We start from the raw sequence: 19,916 nt of genomic DNA, 5'->3' as shown, positions 1-19,916 counted from the left end.
CGACGCTCGGCTATGCCCTGGCCGCGCTTGCGGCCATGGCCGGCGCCATTGCCGCCCTGCGCCTGCCGCGTGGCGCACCGGTCGCCGCCGCGGCGCGGCCGCCGCTCGCCACGGCGCTGGCGGAGGGTGCGCGCTTCGTGCTCGACCAGCCCTTGCTGCGCGCCATCGGGCTTTGCGCGGTGTTCTGGAACTTCGCCTTCTTCGCCCTGATCGCGGTCTTCGTGCCGTACGGCCTCGACGTGGTCGGGCTGGATGCGCGCGGCATCGGGCTCGCGCAATCGGCCGCCGGTATCGGTGGCATCGCCGGCTCGCTCGCGGCGGCGGCGGTCCTGCGCCGGCTGGCGCCGCGCGTGGTGCTGCTGGCGGGGCCCGGCCTTTCGGTCGTCGCCGCCGGGCTGATCCTCTCCGCCGCACCGCTGCACAGCGTCGCGGCCGCCGCCGCGGGCTTTGCGCTGATCGGCTTCGGGCCGATGCTGTGGCTGATCTGCCAGCAGAGCCTGCGCCAGCTGGTCACGCCGCGCCCGCTGCTCGGCCGCGTGAATGCGACGATCCAGCTTGCGATCTATGGGGTGCGCCCGCTCGGCGCGCTGACCGGCGGCGCCGTCGCCGTGGGTTTCGGCCCGACCGCGGCAATCTGGCTGGTGGGCGCCTTGTTCCTCGCTTCCTTCCTGGTGCCGGTATTCAGCGCGCTCGGCCGGCTCACGGCAATGCCGGCACCGATCGCTGCTATTGCCCGGTGAAGTTCGGCTCGCGCTTCTCCAGGAACGCCTTGATGCCTTCCTTCATGTCCTGGGTCTGCATCAAGGGCAGCAGCTGCAGGAAGACGTGGTGCACATGCTCGTTGAACGGCTCGTTCCAGCCCATGCGCATCATCCGCTTGGCGGCCTGGATGGCGAGCGGGGCATTGGCCGCGATCTCCGCGGCCAGCGCCTGCGCCGCGCCCATCAGCTCCTGCGCCGGCAGGACTTTCGAGACCAGGCCGAGGGCCAGGCTCTCCGCGGCGGAAAGGTTGCGGCCGGTGAAGATGATCTCCGCCGCCTTCGACCAGCCGATCAGCCGCGGCAGGTACCAGGTGCCGCCCGATTCCGGCAGCACGCCGCGCTTGGCATAGGAAGCGGCAAGCTTGGCGCCGTCCGCCATCAGGCGGATATCGGCGCCGAGCGCCAGGTCGAGGCCATAGCCCGCGGCCGATCCGTTCAGGGCGCAGATCACCGGCTTGTCGAGGCTGTGCAGCACGGTCGGCGGCGTGTTGCGCAGGTCGAGATTGGTCGGCGTCACGCCGGAGCCGACCGAGAGATTGTCGGTGCCCTTCGACTGGGCCTCGAGGTTGAGCCCGGCGCAGAAGGCGCGGCCGGTGCCGGTCAGGATGACGACGCGCACGTCCTTCGCCTCGCCGGCGCGGACCAGGAAGTCGGTGAGTCGCTTCAGCATCGGGCCGGAGATGGTGTTCATCCGGTGCGGCGCGTTCAGCGTAATGGTGGCGATGCCGGCTTCCGCCCGCCACAGCACTTCGTCTTCCTGATCGGCCGCCGCATTGGTGTTCATCGGTTTCCTCCCGCTCTACGACTTGCCGCGCATTATGCTGCGCCACCTCGGCCCCGCAAATTGCGCGCGATGACGCGGCAGGCCACGTGACCGCTCTTTACGACGCGGTAGCATTCGCGGCGTAGCCTCGATGGCGATCGAGATCGTCCTGGGGGATTGATGTTCGCCTTGCCGCCCGAGGCCGGGGAGCCCGAATTCGTCGCCCTGTTCGAATACTGGTGCCGCCAGGCCCCGTCGGGACAGCTGCCCGGGCGCCAGCATCTCGATCCCATCGACATGCCGCGCGACCTGCTGCCCTGGCTCGTCCTGTTCGATATCGAACCTGCGCTCGAAGGGCCATGCTTTCGCACTCGGCTGATCGGCACCAAGGCGGCCGACCTGCTCGGGCGCGCGCCGCGCGGCGCCGCACTGCAGCAGCTCGGGCTCGCCGAAGCGGGCAGTCTGGCCAGCGCCTTCAAGGCGGTGGTGACGCTCAACGCGCCGGTCGTCTACTCGGCGCCGCTGATGCGGCCGAACGGGCGGCAATACTGGGCTCGCCGGCTCTGCCTGCCGCTGGCGGGCAACGGCTATGCGGTCGACATGGTGATCGGCAGCTATGTGTTGCGCGAGGCCGCGCTCGCCGGGCCGGCCGGCCTGGTGGTCTTCAACCGTCTCGAAGCGGCACCGCGGCGCCGGCTCGGCGCCGCCGGCTGAGGCTCAGGCGTCCAGTACCGGCGCGTCCAGCATCAGGCGGCCCTGGCCATCCTCGATCTCCAGCACATAGAGGTCGGGATCGCGCGCCACGGCCTTCTCGATCGCCGCCTCGGCTGCCGCGTCGTCGATCGGCGCCGGCCCGCCCTGGCGCATCCAGGCGCGGTTTCCTTCGCGGTCGTAGGTCTGGATCAGCACGAAGGCCCGCCCCGGGTCGAGCGCGAGCTTGATCACGATGGCGCCGGAATCGGCATCGCCGCGCCGGCGCTGGAAGGCGGCGACGCCATGCATGTCATAACGGCGCAGGATCGCCGCGACGCGCAGGCCGGTTTTGAGGCGAGGCTCGGTCACGCCCCCTCCCGGGGAGATTTCCGCGAGGAGGGGGCAGCGACCGGCGCGATCAATGCGCGGCCATGCGGTTGAGCGCGCTGACCACGGCGCGGAACGAGGCCGTGTTGGTGTTCGGGTGCATGCCGACGCCATAGGCGCGCTTGCTCTCCTCATGGATCTCCATGCGGATGAAACAGACCGCCTCGGCGCCGGAGCCCATGGTCAGCGCATCCTGGTGGTAGTCGAGCACGTTGGCCTTGATGCCGAGCGCCTTGTTGATGCCGTCGACGAAGGCCGCGATCGGCCCGTTGCCCTGGCCGGCGAAGTTGCGCTCCTCGCCGCGCACGCGCAGCTTGCCCTGGCATTGCACGATCTCGCTCGCATGCGCCGCGGTGCCGAGGCGATAGTCGATCAGCGCATAGGGTGCCGAGAGGTTCAGGTATTCCTGCTCGAACTTCTCCCAGATCTCCTTCGGCTTGATCTCCTTGCCGGTCTCGTCGGTGATCTTCTGCACCACCTTGGAGAACTCGATCTGCATGTCGCGCGGCAGGTCGATGCCGTATTCCGACTGCAACAGATAGGCGACGCCGCCTTTGCCGGACTGGCTGTTGACGCGAATGATCTCCTCGTATGACCGGCCGATATCCTTCGGATCGATCGGCAGGTAGGGCACTTCCCAGATGCCGGAATTGCTCTTCGCCTGCGCCGTCATACCCTTCTTGATCGCGTCCTGGTGCGAGCCCGAGAACGCCGTGTGGACGAGGCGACCGGCATAGGGGTGCCGCTCGTGCACCGGCAGCTGGTTGCAATAGGTCGCCACCTCGACCGAGCCGTCGATATCGGAGAAGTCGATCTGCGGATCGACGCCCTGGGTGAACAGGTTGAGGCAGAGCGTCACCAGGTCGACATTGCCGGTGCGCTCGCCATTGCCGAACAAGGTGCCCTCGACGCGGTCGGCGCCGGCCATCACGCCGAGCTCGGTAGCCGCCACCGCGGTGCCGCGGTCGTTATGCGGATGCAGGCTCAGGATGACGCGGCTCCTGTCCTTGAAGTTCCGGTGCATCCACTCAATTTGATCCGCATAGTAGTTCGGGCTCGCCATCTCCACCGTGGCCGGCAGGTTGATGATGGTCGGGTTCGCCTTCGAGGCGCCCCAGATGTCGAGTACCGCCTCGCAGACATCCATGGCGTAGTCGAGCTCGGTGCCGGTGAAGCTCTCCGGGCTGTACTCGTAGCGCACCTTGGTGCCGGTCGCCTGCAGCTTCGGCGTCAGCTCCTTGACCACCTTGGCGCCGTCGGTCGCGATCTGCTTCACGCCCTCCTTGTCCTGCGCGAACACCACGCGGCGCTGCAGGGTCGAGGTCGAGTTGTAGAGATGGATGATGGCGTTCTTCGAGCCGGCGACGCTCTCGAAGGTGCGCTCGATCAGCTCCGGCCGCGACTGGGTCAGCACCTGGATGGTGACGTCGTCGGGGATCAGCTTGTTCTCGATGATGTAGCGGACGAAGTCGAAATCGGTGTCGGAGGCGGCCGGGAAGCCGACCTCGATCTCCTTGAAGCCGAGCTCGACCAGATGGGAGAAGAACTTGATCTTGCGGTGCCGGCCCATCGGCTCGATCAGGGCCTGGTTGCCGTCGCGCAGATCGACCGAGCACCAGACAGGCGCCTTGGTGATCTGGCGGGTTGGCCATTCGCGGTTCGGCAGGTTGATCGGCGGAAAGGCGCGGTATTTGTGGACGGGCATGGTGGTCATGGTCGTGCTCCAGCGGGCCGGCTCTCAAGCCGGCCGAAAATGTCGTCGGCTGCGCTGCATGCGGCCCCCGCAATACCGCGCCGGCCCCGGAGAGGGCTCGCTGCTGGCGGTATGGGATGGGGGGCTAGGTAATTCGGCGGACATGCAACGCGGTCTCCCTAGGGACATGCGCAAGGCGCGCAGCTTCGGCCCGGCTCTGGCGGAGAGCCGGGGCCATAAGTCGAAGCAGCGCGGAATTGCGCAGGCGTTGCATGGCCGGGACCCTAGCGGGGGAGGCCAGCCGGCGTCAACCGCGGGGTGGTTAGCGGCAGGTTAACCCGGTCAAAGCCTTCACCGCGTGCCTCCGCGTTCCCCGCGTCCTCCGCGGTGAGCGCCTCTTAGAACAGCCCCAGCACCCGGCCCGTGAGGGTCGCCGCGGCGGCGAGCAGGGCGAGGGCGAGCGCGCCGGCCGCCAAAGCCAGCGCGGTCGAGGCCGCTGTCGTGCCGGTGGCGGCCAGGGTGTCGAGGCTGCGGCCGACCTGCTCGCGCAGCGGCGAGGGCGCCAGCGCATCGCTCAGCGCCTGCGCCGCCGGTGCCTTCAGATGCGCCGCGGTGTCGAGGCGCGCGATCCGGCGCGCCAGCTGGGCCAGTTCGCGGCTGCGCCCGCCGAGCGTGAAGAGCTGGACAAGCAGGCCGCGTCCGGCCGCCGATTGCAGGCCGACCAGCCGCTCATGGCTGTCGCGCAGCAGCTCGACGCGCAGCAGGGCATGGATCGCAACGAGCGGCGCGAGATGGCGGAGCGGCGGATATTCCGGCAGCAGCTCGGGCCCGTTCTTGCCGGACGGCATCGCCGTGGCGCCCTTGGTCGGCCGGCTGGTCGGCGGCTGGTTCAGCGCGGTGGCGTGGAGCCGCTCGGCATCGTCGCGGTAGCTCTCGGGATAGGCGCGCGACAGCACCACCATGCCGCCTGGCCGGAACCAGGCCTCGCAATAGGGCGAGGGGCCGAAGCGCCGGCCCTGGTCGGGATCGTGCATCGCCTGCACCGCCAGCGCGCCTTGCGCATCCGCCTGCAGCAGGCGGTGGATGTCGTAGGCGAACTGGTCGCGCGCCTCGAAGCGGTCCGGCGCCATGTCGTAGAGCGAGACCAGCATGAAGCTCGAATGCCCGGGCGCATGTTCCCGGATGCCGTCATGCTCGCGCTGCTTGCCGGTACGCCGCCGCACCAGCGCGGCCTGCCAGAGGCGGAAGGCGGGATCGTCGGCGAGCAGCATGGTGCCGGCGGTGGTGAGGCGCCGCGCATAGGCGGCGAAGGCGCCGATCAGGGCGTCGCTGCAATGCCAGGAAGCGGCATGCGGCTTCAGATGCAGCTGCAGCAGGCGGGTCGGCACGCCGTCCTCGTCGTCGAGCAGCAGGGTCATGGCGTCGAGGCGGCATTGCCCGATTTCCGGCGCCGGCTCGTAGAAGCGGTGCCCGAGATAGCGGGCCTGGCCCTTGCGGTAGGTCGACCGCGCGGCGGCGGGATGCAGCGGAAAGCTCGCCTCGAAGGCCTGGTCGAGCGCGACCCGGTGGCAGGTATCGAGCCATGCCTGGGCGCCCGAATCCGGCTCCAGCCCGAGCGCCGAGCCGCTCTGCAGCGGCGCGCCGGTCCAGGCCAGGGAAAACGTGGCGACCAACCCGGCCGGGATGCCACCGCTCGGCTGCGACATACTCGGCATCTCCCGTGCCGTGCCCCTCTCGGCCCGGAAGATACCCCCTCAGGCGCGCAAGTCCATGTCGGAGGGGCGGAATTCGAACCGAGGGCTCAATCCGGCCGCAGCAGGTGCTCCACGCGGATCGGCAGATCGCGCACCCGTCTGCCGGTGGCGTGGAACACCGCATTGGCGATGGCGGCCGCGGTGCCGACGGTGCCGAGCATGCCAATCCCCTTGACCCCGCCGGAGCCGAGCCTCGGCTCGTCCTCCTCGACCATATGGATGTCGAAGGCGGGCATGTCGGCATGCACGGGGATCAGGTAGTCGGCGAGGCTGGTGCCGACCACGCGGCCGAGATGCGGGTCCATCACCGTCGCCTCGTGCAGCGCCATGCCGACGCCCCAGATCAGGCCGCCGACGAACTGGCTCCGCGCGAGCAGGGGATTGAGGATGCGGCCGGCCGCATAGGCCGCGGTGAGGCGGCTGACCCGCACCTCGCCGAGATCGCTGTCGACCCGCACCTCGGCGAAGACGGCGCCGAAGCCAAAGGCGCTGAAATCCGGCCTCGCTTCCGGCGCGGCGCCGGCCCGGGCTTCCAGGCCCTGCGGCGCGCGCCGCGCGACGAGTTCGCTCACCGGCTCGCTCCGATTGCCGCTGCGGATCATGCCGTCGGCGATGCTCATCCGCTCCGGCGCGATGCCGGCCAGCGGCGAGGCGGCGTCCGCCGATGCCAGCGCGAGGAGGCGCCCGCGCAGATCGCGCGCCGCTGTCTCCACCGCCGGCGTGAAGCTGGCCGTCGCCATCGAGCCGCCGGAATAGGGGCCTTCGGGCAGCAGCGAATCGCCGAGTTCGACATCGACCTCCGCATAGGACATGCCGAGCGCTTCGGCGGCGAGCTGCGCCAGCACGGTATAGGTGCCGCTGCCCATATCCTGGGTGCCGCAGCGCACCTTGACCCGGCCATCGGCGCCGATGCCGACCGCCGCCTCGGATGCCATGCGATAGGCGGGATAGCAGGCCGCCGCCATGCCGATGCCGATCGCCTGATGGCCCTCGCGCAGGCTGCCCGGCCGCATCGGCCGCCTGGCCCAGCCGAAGCTTGCCGCGCCGGCGCGATAGCACTCTCGCAGGCCGTTGCTCGACCACGGCAAATCCACATGCTGGTCGTGCGCGGCGATGTTGCGCAGCCGCAGTTCCAACGGATCGAGGTCGAGCTCATAGGCAAGCTCGTCCAGCGCCGATTCCAGCGCGAAGCTGCCCGGGCCTTCGCCCGGCGCGCGGGCCGGGTTCGGTTGCGGCGCGTTCACCCGTGCCAGCCGCTGCCGCGTCGCCACATTCGGGCAGGCATGCAGGACGCGCGTCACGGTGGCGAGCGCATCGGCGTACTCGCCGAACATCGAAGTGGGCGCCAGGCTCTCGTGCACGATGGCGGTGAGGCGGCCGTCCTTCGTGGCACCGAGCTTCAGGTCCTGCACCGTCTCCTGCCGGCGGCCGGTCAGCGTGAACATCTGCTCGCGGGTGAGTTCGAGTCTCAACGGCCGGCCGAGCACGCGCGCGGCGGCGATCGCCATGACGAGATGCGGGAACCAGGCGCCGCCCTTGGCGCCGAAGCCGCCACCGAGATAGTGCGAGACGATGCGGACATCCTCGGGCCGGAGCCCGAAGCATTCGGCGATGGCGAGGCGGTGCGCGAACACCGCCTGCGTCGTGGTCAGCACGGTCAGCCGCTCGCCGTCCCATTGCGCCGTCACGCATTGCGGCTCCATCGGATGGTGATTGTTGGTGGCCGTCGTGTAGCGCCGCCCGATCGCCACCTCGGCCTGGCGCAGCGCCGTCTCCGGGTCGCCGCGCCGGCTGTCGGTGGCGGTGCGGCCGGCCGTCTTCGGCGCGAAGGGCTCGCCGTCGGCCAGATTCAGGATGGCCGGTCGGCGCTCGTAGGCGACCTCCACACTGGCGGCGCCGCGCCGGGCGGCGGCCGGGGTGGTTGCGGCGACCAGCGCGACCGGCTGGCCGGCATGGTGCACATCGGGCCCCTGCAATGGGATCAGGACGCCTGGCCGGTCGATGCGCGGCATCTCGGCATGGGTGAGCACGCGCACGATTCCCGGCAGCGCCAGCGCCTCGCCGGCATCGATGCGGCCGACGCGCCCGCTCGGCAGGGGCGACAGGACCAGCGCCGCGTGCAGCATGCTGGCGACCGGGATCTCGGCGGTGAAGCGCGCCGCGCCGCGCACCTTCAGCGCGGCCTCGTAGCGGCGCGGCGATCGGTCTTCGCGCAGCATCATGCTTTCCCTCCGGCAACCTGCAGCGCACGGCGCACCGTGCGCCGCAGCAGCTCCACCTTGAATGCGTTGTGGGCGAGGGGCTCCGCACCGTTGCTGGCCTGCGCAGCTGCCTTGTCGAAGGCGGCCGCGTCGGCCCTCTCGCCGATCAGTGCCGCTTCGGCCTCGGTCAATCGCCACGGCCTGGTACCGACCCCGCCGGCCGCCAGCCGCGCGCGGGCAACGATGCCGTCGTCGATGACCAGATCGGCCGCCACCGAGACGACGGCGAACTCGAACGAGGCGCGATCGCGCACTTTCACATAGGCAGCGCGGCCCGCTGTCGCCGGTACGTCGACGGCGCAGATCAGCTGGCCTTGGCCAAGCACCGTCTCGCGTTGCGGCGTGTCGCCCGGCAGCAGGTAGAAATCTCCGATGCCGACCAGGCGCGATCCGGCCGGCCCGGCCACGCGCACGCTGGCATCGAGTGCCGCAAGCGCGACGGCAAGGTCGGAGGCATGCGTGGCGACGCAATGCGGGCTGCCGCCGAAGATCGCGTGGCTGCGATTCTCGCCGCCGATGGCCGGGCAGCCGCTGCCGGGCGCGCGCTTGTTGCAAGGCATGTCGCCGCTGCGGAAATACGCGCAGCGCGTCCGCTGCAGCAGGTTGCCGCCGATCGTCGCCGCATTGCGCACCTGTGCCGATGCGCCGGCGTTCAGCGCTTCCGCGATCAGCGGCCAGCGTGCCTGAACGATCGGATGGTCGGCGACGTCGCTCAGACGCGCCAGCGCGCCGATGGCGATGCCGTCGTCGCGCGGCTTCACGATGTCGAGCGCCAGCCGGCTGATGTCGATCATCAGCTCGGGCCGGGCAATACCGGCCTTCCACAGCTGCAGCAGGTCGGTGCCGCCGGCGATGAAGGCCGCGTCCGGCCGGCGTGCCAGGTCGAGTGCCTGCGACGGCTCCGTGGCGCGGGCGTAGTCGAAAGCATGCATTTGTCAGGCTCCGGCATAGGCGGCGATCGCCGCGACGATGTTGGGATGCGCGCCGCAGCGGCAGAGGTTGCCGCTCATCTGCTCGGCGATGCCGGCCGCGTCCGTCGCGCGGCCTTCGCCGATCAGGCCCAGCGCCGACATGATCTGGCCCGGCGTGCAATAGCCGCATTGCAGCGCGTCGTGTTCGACGAAGGCCTGCTGCAAGGGATGCAGCGCCTCGCCTTCAGCGAGACCTTCGATGGTCTGCACGTCGCGACCCTCCTGCATGACCGCCAGCGCGAGACAGGCATTGATGCGCCGGCCGTCGACCAGCACCGTGCAGGCGCCGCAGGCGCCCATGTCGCAGCCCTTCTTGGTGCCGAAGAGGCCGAGCTCGTCACGCAGCAGATCGAGCAGGGTGGTGCTCGGCTCGATCGTCACCCGATGCCGCCTGCCGTTGATCGCGAGCGCAAGCGCGACCCGCTGACGCGATGAATCGGTCATGAAAGCCCTCCTCGGGATAGCGTCGGTGTGTGGTGCCGGCCGGTTGCGGCCGGAAATCAGTGGCGTCGGGCCAGTGCGCGGGCGCCCGCCAGATGGGTCGCCACGAAGGCCCGCAGCTCGGTTTCCAGCTCGGCGACGCCGGAACAACGCGAAGCGATCTCGGCGCTGCCGTGGTAGAGCGCGCGCGTCAGCCGTTCGGCGCCGGGCTTCAGCGCCGTGTCGTCGCGCAACGCCTGGACGAGGCGCGCCTCCATCTCCCGCTCGGCCTCGGCGAAGATCTCGCCGGCGAGCTTGGACTTCGCCGAATGCAGCTCCTCCGCATGCGGCGAGAGGCGGTAGAGCTCGAAGGCGAGCCTGCGCCGGGTCACGATTGCGGCCGCGACGCGGTCGTCGAGCTTGCCGCCGGCCTCCAGCGCACCCGTGAATGCCTTCGCCAGCAGCGCCGCCATCCGGTTGGAGACGGCGACGAACAGCTCGTCCTTGTTCTTGAAGTAGCTGTAGAGCGTCGCCTTGGCCACCGCCGCCTCGCGCGCCACGCGCTCCATGGTCACGCCGCGGAAGCCATAGGTCCGGAACAGCTCGTCGGCGGCGCGCACCACGCGTTTGAAGCGAACCCGCTCCGCTTCGTCCGCGGGCAGCGCCAGCCGGCTCTTCATTGAACGAATAATACCAATATCGTCTGGTTTGTCAAGCGCCGGATGTGCGTGGGGTGCCGCGGGCCCGGACTACTTCTCGAAGCAGGCGGCGATCAGCTTGCGGAAAGCGACGGCGCGGTGGCTGATGGCGTGCTTGGCGTCCTGGTCCATTTCGCCGAAGGTTTCGGTCCGGCCGAGAGGGAGGAACATCGGGTCGTAGCCGAAGCCCCGGGTGCCACGCGGCGGCCAGACCAGCGTGCCTTCGACCGTGCCGCGGAAGGTCTCCATATGGCCGTCCGGCCAGGCCAGCGTCAGCGCGGCGACGAAGCGGCAGGTGAAGGGCTGCGTCTTGCCGCTGACGCTCGTCTTCTGCCAGACCTCCTGCATCGCCCTTGCGAAGTCCTTGTCCGGCCCGGCCCAGCGCGCGGAATAGATGCCCGGCGCCAGGTCGAGCGCGTCGACCTCCAGCCCGCTGTCGTCGGCCAACGAGACGATGCCGGAAGCGGTGGCGGCGGCGAGCGCCTTCAGCTCCGCATTGGCCTCGAAGGTCAGGCCGGTCTCTTCCGGCTCCGGCAGATTCTTCTCGCCGGCCGAAATCGTCTCGACGCCGAACGGCGCCAGCAGCTCGCGAATCTCGCGCACCTTGCCCGGGTTGTGGCTCGCCACCAGCAGGGTGCGGGAATCGAACTTCCGGCTCATTCGAGGCCGAGCGCCTTGCGCTGGTGCTGGAACAGCTCGCCGATGCCCTTGCGGGCGAGGCCGAGCAATTTGAGGAAGCTCGCCTCGTCGAACGGCGTCTTCTCGGCGGTGCCCTGGATCTCGATGATGTGGCCGCTGTCGGTCAGCACGAAATTGGCGTCCGCCTCGGCGCCGCTGTCTTCCGGATAGTCGAGGTCGAGCACCGGCGCGCCCTTGAAGATGCCGCAGGAGATTGCCGCCACCATGCCGGTCAGCGGGTCGCTCCGGATATCGCCGGCGGCCTTCAGCTGCTTCAGCGCCTGGTGCAGCGCGACATAGGAACCGGTGATCGCGGCCGTCCGCGTGCCGCCATCGGCCTGGATCACGTCGCAGTCGATCTTGATCTGGCGCTCGCCCAAAGCCTCCAGATTGGCGACCGAGCGCAGCGCGCGGCCGATCAGGCGCTGGATCTCCTGGGTGCGGCCGGATTGCTTGCCGCGCGCCGCCTCGCGGTCGGTGCGGGTATGGGTGGAGCGCGGCAGCATGCCGTACTCGGCGGTGATCCAGCCGCGGCCCGTATTGCGCAGGAAGGGCGGCACGCGCTCCTCCACGCTCGCGGTGCAGAGCACATGGGTGTCGCCGAACTTGACCAGGCAGGAGCCTTCGGCGTGCTTGGCGAAGCCGGGCTCGAGACTGACGGGGCGCAAAGCGTCGGCGGCGCGGCCGGAGGGTCGCATGAAGGCTCCAGGATTCGCTTAAGGTCGCGCCTTCTAGCCTTGCCAGCTCCGCGGGTCAAAGCAAAGGCGGACAAAAGCAAAGGGCCCGGCATTCGACCGGGCCCTCGCTGGCAGACGGCCAGAAATCAATTGGTCTTCTTGCCTTGCACCGTGTCGGCGGCCTTGGTCTTGGCCTTGGTCTTGCCGGCTTCCCCGGTCACCTTTTTGGCAGGCTCGGCGGGGGTCGCCTTGGTCGCAGGCACGGCGGCGGTACCGGCCTTCGGATCGGCAGGGGTCGCCGGGGTTGCCGGCTGCGCCTTCACGGCGGCCTCGCCGGCCTTCTTGGTCTGATCGACCTGGGAGCCGACGGTGGCCTTGGTGGCGGCATCGGCCGGCGCCTGGGTCTGGGCGATGGCGCTGCCCGTCCCGACCACGGTGAACGCGGCGATCGCAGCGAGCAGGGCAGGACGGGCGAAACGGGTGGACATTGGGGGTTACCTCTGGGGTTGTGAGCTCCCCTGGGAGCGGTCCGAGCAAAGACCGCGATTGCGGCCGGAGCGGGGCCGGCCCGCGACCTCGGCAAGGCGGCAGATGCTGCGTTGATAAAGCCCCGATCGGTGCTTAAATGCAGACCATATGATGCGTGACCTGAACGAGCGCTCGCGGGAAATCTTCCGCCATCTGGTCGAGGCCTATCTCGATTCAGGCCAGCCCGTCGGTTCGCGCCTGCTCTCCAAGCGTCTGGACCAGCGGCTGTCGCCCGCCTCGATCCGCAATGTGATGTCGGATCTGGAGGAGGCGGGGCTCCTGTTCTCGCCGCACACTTCGGCCGGCCGGCTGCCGACCGATGCGGGGCTCCGCATCTTCGTCGATGCGCTGCTCGAACTCGGCGAGGTCACGGCGGAGGAGCGCGCCTCGATCGAAAGCCGCTGCGCCGCCGCCGGTCGCAGCGTGCAGGACGTGCTGAGCCAGGTGTCCACCGCGCTGTCCGGCCTGTCCGCGGCGGCCAGCATCGTGGTCGCGCCCAAGGCCGACGCGCCGCTCCGGCATGTGGAATTCGTGCGCCTGGCGCCGACCCGGGTGCTGGTGGTGCTGGTCTTCGACAACGGTCTGGTCGAGAACCGCGTCATCGAGGTGTCCGACCGGCTGAGCGCGAGCGAGCTGATCCGCGCCTCGAACTACCTGTCCGCCCGCCTGCAGGGCCGCACCGTGGGCGAGGCGCGCGGCGCCATCCTGGCGGAGCTGCAGAGCCACAAGGCCGAGGTCGACGAGCTGACCCGCCGCCTGGTCGAACAGGGGCTCGCCACCTGGGCCGGCGGCGAGGGCCCGCCCACGCTTATCGTCAGCGGTCACAGCAACCTTTTGCAGGAGGTGCATGCGCTGGAGGATCTGGAGCGCGTCCGCCGCCTGTTCGACGAGCTGGAGGAGAAGGAGAACATGGCCCGCCTGCTGGAGCTGACCCAGCGGGCCGATGGCGTGCGCATCTTCATCGGGGCGGAGAATAAGCTGTTCGGGCTCTCGGGCTGCTCCATGGTCGTGGCGCCTTATGCCAATAGCCGCAAGGAGATCGTCGGGGCCATCGGCGTGATCGGGCCGACCCGGCTCAATTATGCCCGCATCATCCCGATCGTCGACTACACAGCTCAGATGGTGGGCCGGCTGATCGGCTGATCCGAATGACCATCCGGCCGGCTTGATCCTAAAGGATCGACCGCCTACATCAGGCGCTCCGCGACCCACCAGAGCCGTCGATTTTGCGCATGACCCATTCGACCGACCCGGCCGCCGATCCGCAGAACCCGCAGCCGGCCAACGATGCCGCGCCCGGCCCGCTTCCGCCCGCCGATGAGGCGGCGAGCCGCATCGCCGCGCTGGAAACCGAGTTGGCCGAGGTCAAGGACCGTCTGCTCCGCACCGCCGCCGAGACGGAGAATGTCCGCCGGCGGCTGGAGCGCGAGCGCGACGAGGCCCGGGTTTTTGCCGCCACCCGCTTCGCCAAGGACATCCTCTCGGTCGCCGACAACCTGCGCCGCGCGCTCGATGCGTCGCCGCGGCAGGACGACGAGACGATCAGGGCTTTCGTGGGCGGCGTCGAAGTGACCGAGCGCGAGCTGCATTCGATCTTCGAGCGCCATCAGATCAAGCGCATCGAGGCGCTCGGCGCCCGCTTCGATCCCAACCTGCACGAGGCGGTGGTCGAGCTCGAGGACCCCTCCAAGCCGGCCGGCACCGTGGTGCAGGTGATGATGCCGGGCTACACGATTTCCGGCCGCCTGCTGCGCGCCGCGATGGTCGCCGTCTCGAAGGGCGGCCCGAAGGAAGCCCCCGGCGCCGCGGTCGACACCAAGGTCTGACAAAAATATTCCTCCCTCGTGGCGAAGCCATGGGGGAGGGCTACGTGGTCGGTGTTTTGTGAGAGCAGAGTCGCCCTGCCCAGAATCCCGCGCGCGCTTCAGCGCAAGCTTTGTTGATTGAAGCTTCCAGCTTCCGCAGCGGGATTTGAGCGCTGCGTGCCCTGATGCCGCGTACGGTCGCGCGCAACGCCTGCTTGCGCATCGCGCGTCCGAAAATCTCTGCTGGCCGGCGTGCTGGGTCGTTCATTTCGCGCCTGTTCGTCATGGCCGGGCTTGGCCCGGCCATCCACGTCGATGGGCAGTGCGGTGGAGAGCCGTGGATGCCCGGGACAAGCCCGGGCACGACGACTGAACTGATGCCGTAGGCTTCGCGCGGCATCCTCCGCGGTGAGCCCCCTAAATGATCGCCGCGTGCACGAAGTTGCTGATGCGGTCGAGGCGCCAGCTGTGCCAGGGATCGGGGATGCGGCAATTGGTGACGTAGGCGAAGGAGACGCCCGAGGCGGGATCGGCCCAGCAATAGGACGAGCCGACGCCGCCATGCCCGAAGGTCAGCGGATGCGCGAAGGAGCCCATGCCGCGGATCGTCGCTGTCGTCCCGCGCAGATGCGGGCCGATGCCGCGATGCATCGGCATGCCCATATACTCGTCGACGCGGTCGCCGGTGTAGTTGCGGATCGCGTATTCCAAGGTGCGGGGCGAGAAGATGCGCTTGCGCCCGAGCGCGCCCTTGCCGAGCAGCATCTGGTAGAACGCGGCCATGCCGCGCGCGGTGCCGTAGCCGCCGCCGCCCGGCACGCCGGCCTCCCACCAGGCGGTTGAGTTCTCCGGGCTGCGCGGCTTCGGGCCGGCGCCCTTCTCGGCGGGGTCGTACATGATGGCGGCGCGCGCCTGCTTGGCCTTCGGCAGGCCGATATAGATCTCGTCGTCCAGGCCAAGCGGCTTCAGGATCTCGGCCTTGATGAAGTCGCGGAAGTCGCGGCCCGTCACCGCCTCGATCAGCGCCGCCGCCACCCAATGCGCGGCCAGCGGGTGATACAGCACCTTCGATCCCGGCGCCCATTCCAGCTGGATGTCGCAAACATCGGCCGCCAGCTTCTTGTGATCGGCCCAGGCCGGCGGCTGGATCTCGGCGCTCGGGAAGCCGCCCTGATGCGTCATCAGCTGCAGGATGGTGATGGCTTCCTTGCCGTTCTTGCCGAAGCCCGGCAGATGCTGCGCCACCGGATCGGTGAAGCCGAAATGGCCGCGCTCGGCCAGCAGCCACAGCGCCGAGGCGGTGATCACCTTGGTGTTGGAATAGAGCAGCCAGAGCGTATCGGCCTTGGCTTTCACCGGCTTGGCGTCGACCCGCGCATTGCCGAAGGTCTTGAACAGCGCCAGCTTGCCGTTGCGGGCGAGCGCGATCTGGCAGCCGGGATAGGTGCCTTCCTTCACGTGACGCTCGATCATTGCCGTCAGCGCGGCGAGCGGCTCGGGGCGCAGCCCCGCCGCCTTCGGTGTCGTGGTCGCCAGCGGAAATGCCATCTGTCGTTTCCTCCCTCGGGTCTCTTGCGCATGTCGGCCCCGGCGTTCAGCCGCCGCGGGCGATGAAATCCGGATTGGCGAAGCCGGGCTTGCCATAGGTCAGGTCGCGGCCGTCCAAGGTGGTGACGCGCCCGCCCGCCGCCGCCAGCACGGCATGGCCCGCGGCGGTGTCCCATTCCATGGTGCGGCCGATGCGCGGATAGTGATCGGCGATGCCCTCCGCCACCTGGCAGAATTTGAGCGAGGAGCCGGCGTAGCTGAGCGCCTTCACCTTGACGGTGGCGAGATAGTCGTCGGTGCGCGCGTCGCGATGGCTGCGGCTCGCCAGCACGACGAGGCCATCGGCGGCCGGCTGGCGCACGCGGATCGGCCGCGCCTCGCCCGCCGCCTCGCGGCCGAAGGCGCCGGCGCCGTCGTTCCAATAGGTCAGCCCGAGCACCGGCGCATGCACCACGCCCAATGTCGGCCGGCCCTGCTCGATCAGCGCGATGTTGACGGTGAACTCGCCGTTGCGGTCGACGAACTCGCGCGTGCCGTCCAGCGGGTCGACCAGCCAGAACGGTCCCCCGGTAAGGGTTGGAGCCCGGCCGGCGGCGGCGCTTTCTTCGGCGACGACCGGGATCGCTGGCGTCAATCGGCGAAGTCCGTCCAGGATGATCGCCTCCGCGCGCTCGTCGGCATCGGTGACCGGCGAGGCGTCCGCCTTGGCCCGCGCGGCGAAATCGGTGGCGTAGATCTCAAGGATGGCCTGGCCGGCCTGTTCGGCGAGCTGGACCAGTTGGGCGGCCAGCTCGCTCCGTTGCTTCTGATCCAACGCGTCTCACCCCGGGCGACGAAGCGGCGAGACAAGCAAGCCGAAAGGCCAGGGTCAAGCGATTGCGGCTGCGCTCACTTCTGCCGTGGCTGCTCCAGCGCTTCGCCGGCCGAAGTCAGCCGCCCCTCGCGCGCGGCCAGCACCGCCTCGACCAGGGTCCGCGCGGCGTTGCGCACCTCTTCCTGCATGGCCGCGTCATGGTCGAGCGCCGCGTGGCTGGTCGCATAGGGCTGCCAATAGCCGATATAGCGGTCGAGCTCGGCGAGCGGTCCGGCCGGCTTCAGGTGCATGTAGCGGAGCCAGTCGGACAGGCTGCGCCGCACGTTCTCCACGCCCGCGACATCGCCATGCACGATGACGGAAAAATGCCGGCCGGCGAGATGGCGCGGATAGTCCCATCCGGCCATCTCGATCTCCTTGGCGCGCCGGGCATCCTTGCCTTGCGTCAGGGTCGGGTCGGGATTGCCGCCATCGGCGCAGACCAGGCGGTCCATCATCAGCTTCACCGGCGAGGAGACCTGGTACCAGTTGACCGGCGTGACGATCAGGATGCCGTGCGCGGCGACCCACATCGGATAGATGTCGTTCATCCAGTCCTGCACCTGGCCCAGCGCGTGGTTCGGATAGCACGAGCACGGCCAGTGGCAGAGCGCCGGCGCGGTGGAGAAGCAGGCCTTGCAGGGATGGATCCGGCGCCCGTATTCGGCGGCCAGTCGGTGCAGCTCCAGTACCTCGGTCTCGACGCCGCCAGCCTGCTCGATCGCCTCGCGCGCGATCTGCACCAGCCGGTACGATTTCGACATCTCGCCCGGGCAGGTGTGCTCGCTGCGCGACGAGCCGCTGATCAGCAGGATGCGCGGGCGCGCGCCGGGATCGTCGTGCCGCGCCTGCGCCGCGGCGATGGCCTCGCGCGCATGCAGCCAGTCGACCGAAAGATCGTAGTCGGGATCGGCGAAGCCGGGCCCCGCCTTGCGCGTATGCGGGGCCTTGCGGTGGTGGCTGTAGGCGTCCCAGGCGGCGGCGGTGACCCGCTCGACCTCCGCCCTCAGCTTGTCGAAAGCGGGATCGGCGAACTGCTCCAGATGGCGGCGACGGAACGTCGCCTCGTCCAGCGAGGTAGCCGGGGTGCCTTTGCGGGGCTCCAGGTTGTGCGACGGCGGCTTGGCCATTTCGCCTCAATTCGCGGCGGCGTGTCCGGGTTCCGCCGCGATCCTCTGCCAGCGCCGCCACAGCCTGCGGTGCCGGGCATCACAGGCCTTGGGATGCCGCGCCAGCACGCGCAGCACTACCTGGTCGAGCCCGCAGAGCCGGGTGAATTCGCTGACGCGCAGCACCGGCTCGTTGTCGGTGCCGGTGGCGAGGCAGAGCCCCGCGCACCGAAACAGCGGCTTCTTCTGCCGCCGTGCCCGCGCCGCTTTCAGGCGGGTGGATCTGAGGTCCAGCCCCTGGGCCAGGATGTCGAGGCGCTGCCCGCGCGGCAGCGCCCGATAGACGCTGACGCCGGCTTCGCGATGGCCGTCGACATAGTTCTGCGATCGGCCGGGCCGCGGCGGCTTGCCATAGCGCACCAGGATCACGCCGGGCGGCGCGGGCCAGCATTGCCGCAGCGCCTTCGCCACCATGGGCGCCGTCGCCGCGGCGGCGACGCGCGACCAGACGACGGAAAGCTGCCCATGGTCGCCGGCATGGGCAGAGGCTTCAGCGATGCGCACCGTGCGGCACCTGCGGCTACTGGTCCCCGCCGGCGTCAATCCGCGGCCGCGCCGGAATGTTCCTTGCTCCGGCAACGCTCGCCCCGCAGATTTCCCGCCATGCCGAGCCCCGATGCAGCGCCGATCCCCGCGGTGATCCTGGCCGGCGGCGAAGGCCGCCGGCTCGGCGGCGTCGACAAGGCCTTCGTGCCGCTTGGCGGGCGGGCGCTGATCGAACAGGTGGTGGCTCGCCTCGCGCATCAGGTGGCGGCCATCGCCATCAGCGCCAATGGCGATCCGGAGCGCTTCGCGCGCCTCGGCCTGCCGGTGCTGCCTGATCCGGTGGCGGGGCGGCCCGGAGAGCGACGGGGCCCGCTGGCCGGCCTGCTCGCCGGGCTCGACTGGGCCGCCGCCGACTGGCCCGAGGCGCGCCGCCTGCTCACCGTGCCGGTCGATTGCCCGTTCCTGCCGACCGACCTGGCGGCGCGGCTCGCGGCGGCGGGCGGGGCGGGGGAGGTGGTGCTGGCCGCTTCGGGCGGCCGGCGCCATCCGGTGGCGGCGCTCTGGCCGGTCGGGCTCGCGGCTTCGCTGCGGACCGGTCTCGGCGACGGCAGCCTGCGCAAGGTGGAGGCTTTCGCGCTGGCTCAGCCGCACAAGGCGGTGGAATGGTCGACGGCACCGTTCGACCCGTTCCTCAACATCAACACCGCCGAGGACCTGGCCGCCGCCACGGCCCTGCTCGGGGCCCCGCTCGGACGTTGACGCGACCCGGCCGCTTGCCTATATCGCTCGCTCCCTGTGGCGGGGTAGCTCAGGGGTAGAGCAGGGGAATCATAATCCCTTGGTCGGGGGTTCAAATCCCTCCCCCGCTACCATTTCTCACTTGATCGGCCGGGCCCGCAGGTGGTGGCCGGCATCACTGCCGCCGGGCATCGAAAAGCGGCGGCGCGCGTTTCCCCCTGCGGATGCATCGATGAGATACCTGCGCGACTGGCTCGACCTGCTGCGCGATCCGCTCGCCACGGCGAACCGCGAGGCGCTCGGCTTCGCCTTGCTGTTCTATGGCGGCGGGACTCTCGCCTTCGGGCTGGTCGGTCTGGTCGCCTGGCTGGTGCTCGCCTAAGGGCGGCGCTCGCCCCCTGAGCAGTTCGGCGTGCAGTGGATGCTCAATTGCCCGAGCTGATTGCCGGTCGAAGTGGCCGGCCTAGAGCGTTTCACGACTTGGTTGAAGCGTATCCGGCATTGGCGAAGTAGCTCTGACATTCGACGGGTGTGATGGCTTCGACGAGGTTGCCGATGTGGCGCCAGGTGTCCTCGACGGTTCGCTTCTGGGCGGCTCGCATCCAATGCTTGATCTTGGCGAAGGCCTGTTCGATCGGGTTGAGGTCGGGGGAATAGGGTGGCAGGTACCAGAGCCTGGCGCCGGCGGCGCGGATCATCTGTCGGACGGCGGCCGACTTGTGGGAGCCGAGATTGTCCATGATGACGATATCGCCGGGCTGGAGCACGGCGACGAGTTGCTGTTCGACATAGGCCCGAAAGCACAGGCCGTTGATCGGTCCGTCGAACACGCAGGGTGCGGTGAGCCGATCCCATCGCAGCGCCCCGAGGAAGGTCAGCGTGCGCCAGTGGCCATGCGGCGCGAAACCGCGCAGACGCTTGCCCTTTGGCCCCCAGCCGCGCAGCGGCGCCATGTTGGTCTTGATCCAGGTCTCGTCGATGAAGACCAGTCGCCTCGGATCGAGGCCGTCCTGCCAGGATCGCCAGCGTCGCC

The 19,916-nt window shown here is 69.6% G+C and carries 22 protein-coding genes and 1 tRNA gene; 7 read left to right on the top strand and 16 right to left on the bottom strand.

Annotated features, from left to right (window positions below):
- On the top strand, window positions 1-740 hold a 740-nt coding region (locus DT074_RS25260; RefSeq protein ID WP_162915217.1), incomplete at its 5' end, for an MFS transporter.
- On the opposite strand, the gene DT074_RS25255 is transcribed toward DT074_RS25260, so the two are convergent.
- On the bottom strand, window positions 727-1,545 hold the full coding sequence (locus DT074_RS25255; RefSeq protein WP_119422638.1) for an enoyl-CoA hydratase/isomerase family protein: 819 nt from the start codon (window positions 1,543-1,545) through the stop codon (window positions 727-729). The genes DT074_RS25260 and DT074_RS25255 overlap by 14 nt on opposite strands.
- A 159-nt stretch (window positions 1,546-1,704) precedes the next feature.
- Here DT074_RS25255 and DT074_RS25250 point away from each other — a divergent pair, with 159 nt between their 5' ends.
- Window positions 1,705-2,238 carry a PAS domain-containing protein gene (locus tag DT074_RS25250; protein WP_119422637.1) on the top strand — a complete coding sequence of 178 codons (534 nt, stop codon included), beginning with the start codon at window positions 1,705-1,707 and terminating at the stop codon, window positions 2,236-2,238.
- Window positions 2,239-2,241: 3 nt separating this feature from the next.
- On the opposite strand, the gene DT074_RS25245 is transcribed toward DT074_RS25250, so the two are convergent.
- The 10 genes from DT074_RS25245 to DT074_RS25200 all read right to left on the bottom strand — a co-directional run bounded on the left by DT074_RS25245 (window position 2,242) and on the right by DT074_RS25200 (window position 12,244).
- On the bottom strand, window positions 2,242-2,586 hold the full coding sequence (locus DT074_RS25245; protein ID WP_162915216.1) for a DUF1491 family protein: 345 nt from the start codon (window positions 2,584-2,586) through the stop codon (window positions 2,242-2,244).
- Window positions 2,587-2,635: 49 nt separating this feature from the next.
- The gene (gene leuA, locus DT074_RS25240) at window positions 2,636-4,318 is read right to left on the bottom strand and encodes a 2-isopropylmalate synthase (protein WP_119422635.1); all 1,683 of its coding nucleotides are present in this window, start codon (window positions 4,316-4,318) and stop codon (window positions 2,636-2,638) included.
- Between the two features lie 377 nt (window positions 4,319-4,695).
- Window positions 4,696-6,003, bottom strand: a complete 1,308-nt coding sequence (locus DT074_RS25235) for a hypothetical protein (protein WP_119422634.1) — start codon at window positions 6,001-6,003, stop codon at window positions 4,696-4,698.
- A gap of 95 nt (window positions 6,004-6,098) precedes the next feature.
- Window positions 6,099-8,273 (bottom strand): xanthine dehydrogenase family protein molybdopterin-binding subunit, encoded by a 2,175-nt coding sequence (locus DT074_RS25230; protein ID WP_119422633.1) that lies wholly within the window; start codon window positions 8,271-8,273, stop codon window positions 6,099-6,101.
- On the bottom strand, window positions 8,270-9,244 hold the full coding sequence (locus tag DT074_RS25225) for an FAD binding domain-containing protein (protein ID WP_119422632.1): 975 nt from the start codon (window positions 9,242-9,244) through the stop codon (window positions 8,270-8,272). Before DT074_RS25225 ends, DT074_RS25230 begins: the two co-directional genes overlap by 4 nt.
- A gap of 3 nt (window positions 9,245-9,247) precedes the next feature.
- Window positions 9,248-9,727, bottom strand: coding sequence for a (2Fe-2S)-binding protein (locus DT074_RS25220; RefSeq protein WP_119422631.1), 480 nt, complete (start codon window positions 9,725-9,727; stop codon window positions 9,248-9,250).
- A gap of 56 nt (window positions 9,728-9,783) precedes the next feature.
- Complete coding sequence (locus DT074_RS25215) at window positions 9,784-10,383, bottom strand: TetR/AcrR family transcriptional regulator (RefSeq protein ID WP_119422630.1); 600 nt, start codon at window positions 10,381-10,383, stop codon at window positions 9,784-9,786.
- A gap of 69 nt (window positions 10,384-10,452) precedes the next feature.
- Window positions 10,453-11,061: an RdgB/HAM1 family non-canonical purine NTP pyrophosphatase gene (gene rdgB, locus DT074_RS25210; protein WP_119422629.1), complete on the bottom strand. Its 609-nt coding sequence runs from the start codon at window positions 11,059-11,061 to the stop codon at window positions 10,453-10,455.
- On the bottom strand, window positions 11,058-11,777 hold the full coding sequence (gene rph / locus DT074_RS25205; RefSeq protein ID WP_119422628.1) for a ribonuclease PH: 720 nt from the start codon (window positions 11,775-11,777) through the stop codon (window positions 11,058-11,060). Before rph ends, rdgB begins: the two co-directional genes overlap by 4 nt.
- Before the next feature lie 125 nt (window positions 11,778-11,902).
- Window positions 11,903-12,244 carry a hypothetical protein gene (locus DT074_RS25200; protein ID WP_119422627.1) on the bottom strand — a complete coding sequence of 114 codons (342 nt, stop codon included), beginning with the start codon at window positions 12,242-12,244 and terminating at the stop codon, window positions 11,903-11,905.
- A 148-nt stretch (window positions 12,245-12,392) separates the two neighbouring features.
- Between DT074_RS25200 and hrcA the strand changes: the two genes are divergently transcribed.
- Window positions 12,393-13,427 (top strand): heat-inducible transcriptional repressor HrcA, encoded by a 1,035-nt coding sequence (gene hrcA / locus DT074_RS25195; RefSeq protein ID WP_119422626.1) that lies wholly within the window; start codon window positions 12,393-12,395, stop codon window positions 13,425-13,427.
- 89 nt (window positions 13,428-13,516) lie between these two features.
- A complete protein-coding gene (grpE, locus tag DT074_RS25190) occupies window positions 13,517-14,110 on the top strand; it encodes a nucleotide exchange factor GrpE (RefSeq protein ID WP_119422625.1) in 594 nt (197 codons plus the stop codon).
- A 396-nt stretch (window positions 14,111-14,506) separates the two neighbouring features.
- Here the strand turns inward: grpE and DT074_RS25185 are convergent, their stop codons facing one another.
- The 4 genes from DT074_RS25185 to DT074_RS25170 all read right to left on the bottom strand — a co-directional run bounded on the left by DT074_RS25185 (window position 14,507) and on the right by DT074_RS25170 (window position 18,163).
- Window positions 14,507-15,637, bottom strand: coding sequence for a serine hydrolase domain-containing protein (locus DT074_RS25185; RefSeq protein ID WP_162915215.1), 1,131 nt, complete (start codon window positions 15,635-15,637; stop codon window positions 14,507-14,509).
- Window positions 15,638-15,683: 46 nt separating this feature from the next.
- Window positions 15,684-16,451: a 3'(2'),5'-bisphosphate nucleotidase CysQ gene (gene cysQ / locus DT074_RS25180; protein ID WP_119422623.1), complete on the bottom strand. Its 768-nt coding sequence runs from the start codon at window positions 16,449-16,451 to the stop codon at window positions 15,684-15,686.
- A 74-nt stretch (window positions 16,452-16,525) separates the two neighbouring features.
- Window positions 16,526-17,620 carry a flavodoxin family protein gene (locus DT074_RS25175; RefSeq protein ID WP_119422622.1) on the bottom strand — a complete coding sequence of 365 codons (1,095 nt, stop codon included), beginning with the start codon at window positions 17,618-17,620 and terminating at the stop codon, window positions 16,526-16,528.
- A gap of 6 nt (window positions 17,621-17,626) precedes the next feature.
- Window positions 17,627-18,163: a hypothetical protein gene (locus DT074_RS25170; RefSeq protein ID WP_119422621.1), complete on the bottom strand. Its 537-nt coding sequence runs from the start codon at window positions 18,161-18,163 to the stop codon at window positions 17,627-17,629.
- Between the two features lie 99 nt (window positions 18,164-18,262).
- Between DT074_RS25170 and mobA the strand changes: the two genes are divergently transcribed.
- The 3 genes from mobA to DT074_RS28295 all read left to right on the top strand — a co-directional run bounded on the left by mobA (window position 18,263) and on the right by DT074_RS28295 (window position 19,265).
- Window positions 18,263-18,904, top strand: coding sequence for a molybdenum cofactor guanylyltransferase MobA (gene mobA, locus DT074_RS25165; protein WP_119422620.1), 642 nt, complete (start codon window positions 18,263-18,265; stop codon window positions 18,902-18,904).
- 38 nt (window positions 18,905-18,942) lie between these two features.
- Window positions 18,943-19,017, top strand: a tRNA-Met gene (locus DT074_RS25160).
- Between the two features lie 98 nt (window positions 19,018-19,115).
- Window positions 19,116-19,265 (top strand): hypothetical protein, encoded by a 150-nt coding sequence (locus tag DT074_RS28295; RefSeq protein ID WP_162915214.1) that lies wholly within the window; start codon window positions 19,116-19,118, stop codon window positions 19,263-19,265.
- Window positions 19,266-19,356: 91 nt separating this feature from the next.
- Here the strand turns inward: DT074_RS28295 and DT074_RS25155 are convergent.
- A partial coding sequence (locus tag DT074_RS25155; protein ID WP_119422619.1) for an IS630 family transposase occupies window positions 19,357-19,916 on the bottom strand: 560 nt, incomplete at its 5' end.

It is taken from the genome of Desertibaculum subflavum, from assembly GCA_003576705.1.
GTDB classification, from domain to species: Bacteria; Pseudomonadota; Alphaproteobacteria; order Ferrovibrionales; family Ferrovibrionaceae; genus Desertibaculum; species Desertibaculum subflavum.
This window is presented reverse-complemented; position numbering and strand designations above follow the sequence as displayed.